General features: G+C 62.3%; 12 protein-coding genes. 5 read left to right on the top strand and 7 right to left on the bottom strand.

The window, feature by feature from the left end; all coding sequences use genetic code 11:
• Positions 1-108: 108 nt before the first annotated feature.
• The gene (locus tag ACIQ2A_RS24420; protein ID WP_398484364.1) at positions 109-729 is read right to left on the bottom strand and encodes a 2-hydroxychromene-2-carboxylate isomerase; all 621 of its coding nucleotides are present in this window, start codon (positions 727-729) and stop codon (positions 109-111) included.
• 443 nt (positions 730-1,172) lie between these two features.
• Between ACIQ2A_RS24420 and ACIQ2A_RS24415 the strand changes: the two genes are divergently transcribed.
• From ACIQ2A_RS24415 to ACIQ2A_RS24395, 5 genes are all read left to right on the top strand, one after another.
• A complete protein-coding gene (locus ACIQ2A_RS24415; RefSeq protein ID WP_398484362.1) occupies positions 1,173-1,547 on the top strand; it encodes an AtpZ/AtpI family protein in 375 nt (124 codons plus the stop codon).
• Between the two features lie 93 nt (positions 1,548-1,640).
• On the top strand, positions 1,641-2,390 hold the full coding sequence (locus ACIQ2A_RS24410; protein WP_398484360.1) for a F0F1 ATP synthase subunit A: 750 nt from the start codon (positions 1,641-1,643) through the stop codon (positions 2,388-2,390).
• A 67-nt stretch (positions 2,391-2,457) separates the two neighbouring features.
• Positions 2,458-2,685 (top strand): F0F1 ATP synthase subunit C, encoded by a 228-nt coding sequence (locus ACIQ2A_RS24405; protein WP_068732626.1) that lies wholly within the window; start codon positions 2,458-2,460, stop codon positions 2,683-2,685.
• A gap of 51 nt (positions 2,686-2,736) precedes the next feature.
• Entirely contained in the window at positions 2,737-3,297 is a 561-nt protein-coding gene (locus ACIQ2A_RS24400; RefSeq protein ID WP_398484366.1) for a F0F1 ATP synthase subunit B', read from the top strand.
• Positions 3,298-3,300: 3 nt separating this feature from the next.
• On the top strand, positions 3,301-3,789 hold the full coding sequence (locus ACIQ2A_RS24395) for an ATP F0F1 synthase subunit B (RefSeq protein WP_398484357.1): 489 nt from the start codon (positions 3,301-3,303) through the stop codon (positions 3,787-3,789).
• 201 nt (positions 3,790-3,990) lie between these two features.
• Here the strand turns inward: ACIQ2A_RS24395 and ACIQ2A_RS24390 are convergent, their stop codons facing one another.
• The 6 genes from ACIQ2A_RS24390 to ACIQ2A_RS24365 all read right to left on the bottom strand — a co-directional run.
• A complete protein-coding gene (locus ACIQ2A_RS24390; protein ID WP_398484355.1) occupies positions 3,991-4,680 on the bottom strand; it encodes a hypothetical protein in 690 nt (229 codons plus the stop codon).
• 141 nt (positions 4,681-4,821) lie between these two features.
• Positions 4,822-5,409 (bottom strand): GNAT family N-acetyltransferase, encoded by a 588-nt coding sequence (locus ACIQ2A_RS24385; protein ID WP_398484353.1) that lies wholly within the window; start codon positions 5,407-5,409, stop codon positions 4,822-4,824.
• 35 nt (positions 5,410-5,444) lie between these two features.
• On the bottom strand, positions 5,445-6,734 hold the full coding sequence (locus ACIQ2A_RS24380; RefSeq protein ID WP_398484351.1) for a M16 family metallopeptidase: 1,290 nt from the start codon (positions 6,732-6,734) through the stop codon (positions 5,445-5,447).
• Positions 6,734-8,149: a threonine synthase gene (gene thrC, locus ACIQ2A_RS24375; protein ID WP_398484349.1), complete on the bottom strand. Its 1,416-nt coding sequence runs from the start codon at positions 8,147-8,149 to the stop codon at positions 6,734-6,736. Before thrC ends, ACIQ2A_RS24380 begins: the two co-directional genes overlap by 1 nt.
• A 129-nt stretch (positions 8,150-8,278) precedes the next feature.
• Positions 8,279-9,034, bottom strand: coding sequence for an SURF1 family protein (locus ACIQ2A_RS24370; RefSeq protein WP_398484347.1), 756 nt, complete (start codon positions 9,032-9,034; stop codon positions 8,279-8,281).
• Positions 9,031-9,247 (bottom strand): DUF983 domain-containing protein (locus ACIQ2A_RS24365; RefSeq protein WP_398484345.1); only part of this gene is annotated, 217 nt, incomplete at its 5' end. The genes ACIQ2A_RS24370 and ACIQ2A_RS24365, both read right to left, overlap by 4 nt.

Raw genomic sequence — 9,247 nt, 5'->3', positions numbered from 1 at the left:
CGAAGCAAGCCGGGTGAGGGGTGCCGCAAGCGCGTCGCTTGGAGAAGCGCCCTCACCCACCACGCTTCGCGTGTCGACCTCTCCCCGGTGGGGAGAGGTGAAGAAATCTTACGGCTGCTTGAATGCCGCGCGCTTCGACTTCAACGCATCACCCAGCAACTCGATCCGGTCCTGGCCCCAGAACACCTCGCCATTCAGCACATAGGCCGGCGAGCCGAACACGTCGCTCGCCTGCGCGTCCTTCTGGTTCTGCTCATACTGTGCCGTGATCTCCGCCGACGGCGAACGCTCGACGAGTTGCTTGCCGGGCAGCCCGGCCTGGTCGGCGAGGCGCACCAGCACAGCGGCGTCGCCGACATTTTCCTCGTTCTCCCAGGCCGCAGGAAAAGCGAGATGCAAGAAGGGATTCGGATCGAGTCCCGCTTCCAGCGCGGCGAGCACGACGCCATCGGCAAGCCGGCCGTCGAACGGCCAGTTCTTCGGCTTCAGATGAAAATCCAGTCCGCGCTTCTCGCGCCAGCGTTGCAGTTCGAGGAAACGATAGCGCTGCCGCACCGGATGCCGCTTGCCGAGCGGCAGGCCACCGGTCTCGGCGAACAATTCGCCCAGGAAAACCGGCTTGTAATTGACCTTCAGATCATAGGTTTTCACCAGATCCATGAACGGCTTATGGCCGATATAGGCCCAGGGCGACGGCAGCGAGAAATAGTAGTCGATGGATTGGGACATGGAGGCTCCGGCAAATGAATACGAACGCGGCGCGGAGCGTATCAAACGCCGACACGAGGACCAGCCCTCTCGAACGGCCGCCCCCCCACTCCGCCCTCATGGTGAGGAGGCGCGCAGCGCCGTCTCGAACCATGACGGGCCAGGCCCAGGGCGCGCGGCCATCCCTCGAGACGCGCGCAACAGCGCGCTCCTCGGGATGAGGGGCAAAGAATTCAGGATGAGGATACAGCCGCGCCCTAGATCATGTTGAAAGTCGCTCTCGCGCTGCGTCACCGGCGCGCAGCGGGATTCGAATTTCGCCAATAAAATCAAGCGAATCAAAGCACTAAACAGCGATCAGCGAATCTTGACTTGGCAGAACACGCTAAGTATGGTCCGCGCGGCTTTAGAGGGCGACGGGGCGTTATTTTCCGGGAATTGCAGCGTTTTTCGGGTGTCGGAATATGAGTGACGGCACACAAAACAACGGCAGCAATCGCGGGAGCAACAGCTCACCCGACCCCGACGAGGCTGCGCTTTCCGCACGGCTCGGAAGCCTCAATGACCGACTGTCCAAGACCTTGGGCGATCGCAAATTGCAGGCTGATCAGTCCAACAGCGAAAGCGGAAGCGCGCAGCACAGGGCGTCCGCCATGGCTGTGGGTCTCCGCCTCTCTTCGGAACTGGTTGCCGGTGTCATCGTCGGGACGATCTTGGGCTGGGTCTTCGATCGTCTGCTGTCGACATCACCCTGGGGGCTGATCGTGTTCTTGCTGCTCGGCTTCACGGCCGGCGTGATGAATGTGATGCGGTCGGCCGGCGTCGGGAAGAAGTCATAAGTTTCATGCGCCTCACGGCGCAAATCGATCGATTGCCGGGCTCCCCGGCGGGGAAACGCCGGACTCTCCGGCTGAGATGAAAGACCGAGCTGGATGGCCGATCCGATCCACCAATTTGAGATCCAGAAGATCTTCACCCTGGGCCATATCGGCAACCAGGAAATCGCCTTCACCAATTCCTCGGCTTACATGTTCGGCGCCGTCGCCGTCATTTCGATCCTGATGCTCGGCGGCAGCGCCGGTCGTCATCTGATCCCGAACCGCTTCCAGTCGATGGCGGAACTCTCCTACGAATTCGTCGCCAATACGCTGAAAAGCAGCATCGGCGAAGAAGGCATGCGCTTCTTCCCGCTCGTCTTCTCGCTCTTCATGTTCATCCTCACCGCGAACATGATCGGCATCATTCCCTACACCTTCACCACCACCAGCCACCTGATCGTCACGGTCGCGCTGGCGCTGCTGGTGTTCCTCACGGTGTTCATCTACGGCATCTACAAGAACGGCCTGAAGTTCTTCAAACTCTTCGTCCCGCACGGCATTCCGATCTACATCCTGCCGCTGATCATGGTGATCGAAGTCATTTCCTTCCTGTCCCGTCCGGTTTCGCATTCGGTGCGTCTGTTCGCGAACATGCTGGCCGGCCACATCACCCTGAAGGTGTTCGCGGGCTTTGTGACCTCGCTCAGTGCGCTCGGTGCCGTCGGCGCCGCAGGCGCCCTGCTGCCGCTGGCCATGACCACGGCGCTGACCGGCCTCGAACTGCTCGTTGCCTTCCTGCAGGCTTACGTCTTCACGATCCTGACCTGCATTTATCTCAACGACGCCCTTCACCCCGGCCACTAAGGCCGGGCGCGAAATCCACCCTCAACCGACTTTCTCAAATCTACCTAATCCAAGAAGGAGTTTTACCATGGATCCCATCGCAGCTAAGTACATCGGCGCCGGTATCGCTTGCCTCGGCATGGGCGGCGCAGGCATCGGCGTCGGCATGATCTTCTCGCAGTTCCTGAACGGCGCGCTGCGCAATCCGTCGGCTTCGCAGGGCCAGTTCGCGAACCTGATCTTCGGCTTCGCCGTGACCGAAGCGCTCGGCATCTTCTCGCTGCTGATCGCTCTGCTGCTGCTGTTCGCCGTCTAAGCTGACCCCTGATCTGGCTGCGCGCTCTCCAATCCCGGAGGCGCGTTGTCGATCGAGAAGGAGACTGCTGTGGCGCAAGGTCAGAGCACATCCCATACCCAGGCTGATGGCGGGCACAAGGCTTCGTTCCCGCCCTTCGAGAGCAGCACCTTCGCTTCACAGCTGGTGTCGCTCGCGATCGCTTTCGGCCTGCTTTATCTGATCGTCTCGCGTCTGGCGCTGCCCCGCGTCGGCGGCATTCTCGCTGCCCGCAAGCAGGTTCTCGACAACGACCTGGCCGAAGCTGCCAAGCTGAAGGCCGATTCCGACGCCGCCTTGAAGGCTTACGAGACCGAACTCGCCAATGCCCGCGCCAAGGCGCAGGCGATGGCCAGCGAAGTCCGTGAGAAACTCAATGCGGAACAGGACGCGGCCAAGGCCAAGCTGGAAGAGAGCCTCAACGCCAAGCTGGCAACGGCGGAGCAGACCATCGCTTCGACCCGCGCAACGGCGATGAGCAATGTTCGCGGCATCGCGTCAGAAACGGCTTCTGCGATCGTCGAACGTCTCACCGGCATCACGCCGGATGCAGGCGCCGTCAACGCCGCGCTCGACGCGTCGCTGAAAGGATAAACGATGTTCGGTTTGCAAGCTGAATTCTGGGTAGCCGTCGCATTCTTTCTGCTGCTCGCGCTGTTCGGTTACATGGGCGTTCACCGCACCATCCTGACCGCGCTCGATCATCGCCGTGACCGTATCAAGCAGGATCTCGACGATGCTCGTCGCCTGCGCGATGAGGCCGCTGCTCTGCTCGCCGACTACAAGAAGCGTCATGCTTCGGCGGAACGCGAAGCGCAGGAGATCATCACCTCCGCCAAGGAAGAAGCCGAACGTATCGCGGCTGAAGCCAAGGTGAAGATGGAAGATTTCGTCGCCCGTCGCACCAAGGCTGCCGAAAGCAAGATCGCTTTTGCGGAAGCCCAGGCCGTCGCCGACGTCCGCGCTGCTGCTGCCGAAGCCGCCGTGACTGCTGCAACGCAGGTGTTGTCGCAGTCGGTGAAGGGCAACGTTGCAGATGGCCTGATCGAAAAGGGCATTGGCGAAGTTCGCGCGAAGCTGAACTAAGCGAAGCGATTACAAAACAAAAAGCCGGCGCGAGATCATCGCGCCGGCTTTTTTTGTTTTGTCTCATTGCTCTCTGCTGTCGTCGCCCGGCTTGACCGGGCGATCCAGTAATCGGCATCGATCCAGCTTAAACATCACCGCCAGTGTCTACTGGATCACCCGCTTTCGCGGGTGATGACATGAAGAGCATGTTGCCAGCCCTTACCTTCGCTTCCTCGCCGGCTGCGGCTTCAGCGCCTGCGGATCGAAGCCGATATAGAAGACGTAGGAATCATTCGCCGCCGCCGACGGCGCGGGATAGCTGAAGTCCTCACCAACCAGGCTGTATTCCACATTCAGCTGACCGCCCATCGACACCGTGGTCGTGAACACCTTGGTGGCGATCGGCTTCGGATTGACGCCTTCCTGCACCACGGCCACACGCAGTGGCACTTCCACCGTCTCCGGCGCACCCGCCGGTCCAACGATGATGCGGCCCTGGATGCCGATCTTGATCGACACCTGGCCGTTGGCGAGATCGCAGGAGCGCGCAGTGCGCGTGATGGTCGCCTGATAGGCCAGGTCATTGCCGACGCCCGGCTTGCCCTGCGCGCCGACGGCATAGGTCGCGGCCCCCGGACGGATGCTGACCATCGGGCAGGTCAGCTCGCTGTCCGCACCACCGCCCGTGGTCGTCGCCTGGGCCGACTGCGTGCCGCCGACTTCGGTCGACTTGCCGCCGAACAGCTGGCTGAAGCGGTCGCCGAGGGACGGGCTGCTGCCGCCCGACGAGCCGCCGCTGAACAGGGCGCCGCCGCCGCAGCTGGCGAGAAAAACGCTGGAAACGGTGACAAAAAGCACGTTTTTCAGCACGCGAAAATCGCGCGCGGACTTGCGACCGAATTGTGGCATTGTGAGAATATCCCCGGATCGTCAGATAGTTAGCGCCGCCTCACCCCCAAGGCCGTGCGCCGGCGTTATAGCAGGCGACTTGCGGCAAACCAAAGGCCGTTGCGGCCGCAGGGCGGCATCACAGCGCAATTCTTGCGATAACTAACCCCTAAAGTCTTCGTGCAGCATCCCGAACAGCAGGTGATCCTGCCAGACCCCATTGATGCAAAGGTATCTTCGGGCCAGTCCTTCGCGGGTGAAACCGCATTTTTCCAGCACCCGCACCGACGGCGTATTGGTCGGAATGCAAGCCGCTTCAATGCGATGCAGGCTGAGCTCGCCGAACAAGGTCGGCAGCAAAACCCGCAGCGCGGTCGTCATCATCCCCTGCCCGGTGAATTGCTGACCGACCCAATACCCAATGGTCCCAGCCTGCACGATCCCGCGCCGAACATTGGCCAGCGTGATTCCGCCAACCAAAGCATCGTCAGATTCCCTAAATACAAGAAAGGGATAGGCCCGATCCGCCGATGTATCCTCGGCATAGCGCCGCAGCCGCCGACGAAAGCCCGACCGCGTGAGATCGTCGGACGGCCAGATCGGCTCCCATGGCGTGAGATAGGCCCGGCTGCGCTCGCGCAGATCCGCCCATTGCGGAAAGTCGCCCATCACAGGCGCACGCAACGACAGCCCATAGCCGCGCGGCGCCAACGCCGCCGGGGCACTCATGGGAAGCCGAAACAGAGCCATCAGGTCACTCTCCGACGCGTCGCTGCGAGGCAGACTCAATGCAGCAGGGTCTTGTCCCGGACGCCGGTCAATCCTTCCGCAAAAGCCACCGCCGTGTCCAGCCCCCGGCCACCGCCAAGCGCGGCCACCGCAGGCCGGCTGCGCGTGAGCAGGCCGCGCGCAGCATCGCGGGTCGACTCAACGCTGACGGCATCGATGCGCTGGATGAGTTCTTCTGCCGTGAGCGGACGGCCGTAAGCAAGCATGTGACGCGCGAGCTGTTCGGCGCGCGAGCTGCAGCTTTCCAGCGCCATCAGGAGACCCGCCTTCATCTGCGCCTTGGCGCGGGCGATCTCGGCTTCGGTCAGCGTCTCCACGGATTCGCGGATCACATCGACGATGACTTCCATCATCTCCGACGCATCATTCGGATCGGTGCCGGTATAGAGGCCGAAGAATCCGGTGTCGCTATAGGGCGCGTGGAATGAATAGATGGAATAGCACAGGCCGCGCTTTTCGCGGACTTCCTGGAACAGCCGTGAGGACATGCCGCCACCCAGGATGTTCGTGAACACCTGCAGGCTGAACAATTCCGGATGCGCCTGCGGCAGGCCTTCCAGCGCCAGAGTCAGATGCGCCTGTTCGAGATCGCGATGCACGACCTTGGAGCCGCCTTTGCCGAATGTGGCCGGCTGCGGCTTCGGGCCCTGCGTGCCCTCGAAGCTCGCGAAATGCTTGTGCGCTTCGGCGACGACCTGACGATGGTTCACGGCACCCGTTGCCGCCACAACCATCTCCGGACCGCGATAATGCGTCGAGAGATAATCCTGCAGCATGTCGCGATCAAAGCCCTGCAGGGTCTTGGCGGTGCCAAGCAACGAACGGCCCATGGGCTGATCGGGATAGCAGAGCTCATTGAGATGCTCGAACACGACATCGTCCGGCGTATCCTGCGCCGCGCCGATCTCCTGCACGATAACGCTCTTCTCGCGCTCCAGCTCGTCGGGATCGAAAGTCGGATTGGCCAGAATGTCACTGAGCACTTCGAGGCCAAGCGGCACGTCGGCTTTCAGCACGCGCGCATAGAAGGCCGTGGTCTCGGTGGACGTCGCCGCGTTGAGATCGCCGCCGACAGCCTCGATCTCTTCCACGATCTGACGCGACGAGCGCGTCTTGGTGCCCTTGAAGGCCATGTGTTCGAGAAGATGCGAGATGCCATGCTCGTTGGTCTTCTCGTCACGGCCACCGACACCGGCCCAGACGCCGAGCGCCGCGGTTTCGAGATGCGGCATGGAATCGGTGACGACAGTGAGACCCGACGGCAGTTTTGTAACCTCGACGGCCATCAGGCGGCTCCCTGCTTTGCGGCGCGGCTGACAGACCGCACGAACTGCTCGATTTCGCTCTGATCGTTCTTCACGACCTTGATGTGCTCGACCTTGGTCATGAGTTCACCGAGATAGGCCGGCAGATCCGGCCGCTTGCCGCAGGCGGCTTCCACCGCATCCGGAAATTTCGCAGCATGCGCGGTGGAGAGCACAATATTTGGCACATGCAATTCGGTCGTATCGCGATCGGCGACAGCAAGCGCCACAGCGGTATGCGGATCGATGAGATCGCCGCTCTCACGCCAGGCGGTGCGGATGGTGGCGGCGGTCTCGTCTTCATCGGCGCGGCCGGATTCGAAATCGGCACGGATCGCAGTGAGCAGTTTCTCCGGCAGGACGAAGCGGCCGGATTGCTTGAGCGAGTCCATCAGCCCGCGCACCAATGCGGCATCGCGACCCGAGGCTTCGAACAGCAAGCGCTCGAAATTCGACGACACCTGGATGTCCATGGATGGTGACGACGAGGCGTGAACCTCGCGCACTTCATAGATGCCGGTCTTCAGCGTGCGGTCGAGGATGTCGTTGACGTTGGCCGCCACACGCAGCTTGCGCACCGGCAGGCCCATGCGCTTGGCCACATAGCCCGCAAAGATGTCGCCGAAATTGCCCGTCGGCACGGTGAAATCGACCGCCCGGCCGGGCGCACCGACGGCAACCGCCGAGGTGAAGTAGTAGACCACCTGCGCGACGATGCGCGCCCAGTTGATCGAGTTGACGCCCGACAGCGAGACGGCGTCGCGGAAACTGTGGTGATTGAACAGGCCCTTCACGATGGCCTGGCAATCGTCGAAGTGACCTTCGACGGCGAGCGCATGGACGTTCGATGCGCCGGTCGTGGTCATCATCCGGCGCTGCACGTCAGAGATGCGGCCATTCGGAAACAGCACGATGAGATCGACATTGTCGCGACCGGCAAAGGCGTCGACCGCGGCGCCGCCGGTGTCACCCGACGTTGCAACGACAATGGTCGTGCGCTGATTGCGCTTGGCGAGGACATGATCCATCAGCCGCGCGATCAGCTGCATCGCAACGTCCTTGAACGCCAGCGTCGGACCATGGAACATCTCGAGCACGAACTGGTTCGGCGCGCTCTGGTCGAGCGGCACCACAGCCGGATGGCGGAAGGTGGCATAGGCCTCATTCGCCATGCGGCCGAGATCCTCGTCGGAAATCTCGCCGGCCACAAACGGGCGGATCACCTCGACCGCGACTTCCCAATAGGGCCGGCCGAACAGCGACGCGATGGTGTCGGCAGAGAGCTGCGGCCAGACCTCGGGAATGTAGAGACCGCCGTCACGGGCAAGCCCGGTCAGCATGACATCGCAAAAGCCGAGTTTCGGGGCCTCACCCCGCGTCGAGATATAGGTCGTCAAGGCGTCCTCCAAAGGCGCGGGCTACCCGCCAAGCCTTTGATCTGAAAGAGGTTAACACTTCGGTCGGATGAAAACGAAGGCGCACCATAGGCTTTTTGGGCGCATGGGGAAACCGCGATTCTGGGCCGTTTAGCTCCGTTTCTGGCCTCGCGTCCACACCCCAAACGCGATCACCACCGCCGCGGCCAGGCTGAACCAGGTGATGGCGTATTGCATGTGGTCGTCTTTCAGGCGGACGACCAAGGGACCGGGCTTGGGGATGCCGTTGGCCGGCACTGGGGTTTCGAGATCAACATAAAACGGCGCGACAGCACCCCAACCGAGGGCGCTCGCCATGGCGCGCTGGTCACGATTGAACCAGAGGCGCTTGGCGACATCATCATGGGGGGTCAGCGTGCCAGCCGTCTCGGGATAGCGGAGGTAGCCGGTCATCGTCACCGATGCGCCGGTCAGCAGGGTTTTGACCACGCGGTCCTGCTGGGCGCGATCCTGCATCGTGTTCTGCACGAAGCCCGCATTAATCACGACGGTCGCGCCATTCGGGAGTGCGGCAGGCAGGAAGGCCCAGGTGACAGCACCAGGCACATCCGGTCGCACACCGGAGCCGGAGCTGTAGACCATGGCGTCGGGCAGCGCCTTGTAGGTGGCGGTAAAGGTGACGCGGCGGAATTCGTCACTCGCGGCGCTCATCGTACTCCAGCGGTCGGAGGATGGCAGCGCGACCGGCGCCTCCGTGATCCGCGCGTCGAGGGCGGCGATCAACGCATGTTTTTCGCCGCGGCGCTGCAACTGCCAGAAACCGAGGCTGAGCAAGGTGGCGACGATGATCAGGGTGGCGATGCCGAAACCGATAATGCCCGGCCGGCGCGTGGTGACGGTGTTCATTCTGGCTTCCGCGCGACTAACTGGCCCTCGGACGCCTTGTGGTGGAATTGCAGGGCGATCAGCAGCGACTTCATGGAGCGCAGCGGTAGCAGCGTTGTCGCGAGAATCAATGGCAACCAAAGGGCGGCGTGCAGCCAGAATGGCGGTTGGTACTTCACTTCAACAATCAGCGCGGCGCCGACCACGATGGCGCCGGCGATCATGATGATGAAG

This window comes from Tardiphaga sp. (genome assembly GCF_044336785.1).
GTDB lineage: Bacteria > Pseudomonadota > Alphaproteobacteria > Rhizobiales > Xanthobacteraceae > Tardiphaga.
This window is presented reverse-complemented; position numbering and strand designations above follow the sequence as displayed.

Coding starts and splice junctions, on each gene's coding strand:
- ACIQ2A_RS24420 (WP_398484364.1), bottom strand. CDS start 729: ATGTCCCAATCCATCGACTACTATTTCTCGCTGCCGTCGCCCTGGGCC.
- ACIQ2A_RS24415 (WP_398484362.1), top strand. CDS start 1,173: ATGAGTGACGGCACACAAAACAACGGCAGCAATCGCGGGAGCAACAGC.
- ACIQ2A_RS24410 (WP_398484360.1), top strand. CDS start 1,641: ATGGCCGATCCGATCCACCAATTTGAGATCCAGAAGATCTTCACCCTG.
- ACIQ2A_RS24405 (WP_068732626.1), top strand. CDS start 2,458: ATGGATCCCATCGCAGCTAAGTACATCGGCGCCGGTATCGCTTGCCTC.
- ACIQ2A_RS24395 (WP_398484357.1), top strand. CDS start 3,301: ATGTTCGGTTTGCAAGCTGAATTCTGGGTAGCCGTCGCATTCTTTCTG.
- ACIQ2A_RS24390 (WP_398484355.1), bottom strand. CDS start 4,680: ATGCCACAATTCGGTCGCAAGTCCGCGCGCGATTTTCGCGTGCTGAAA.
- ACIQ2A_RS24385 (WP_398484353.1), bottom strand. CDS start 5,409: ATGGCTCTGTTTCGGCTTCCCATGAGTGCCCCGGCGGCGTTGGCGCCG.
- ACIQ2A_RS24380 (WP_398484351.1), bottom strand. CDS start 6,734: ATGGCCGTCGAGGTTACAAAACTGCCGTCGGGTCTCACTGTCGTCACC.
- ACIQ2A_RS24370 (WP_398484347.1), bottom strand. CDS start 9,034: ATGAACACCGTCACCACGCGCCGGCCGGGCATTATCGGTTTCGGCATC.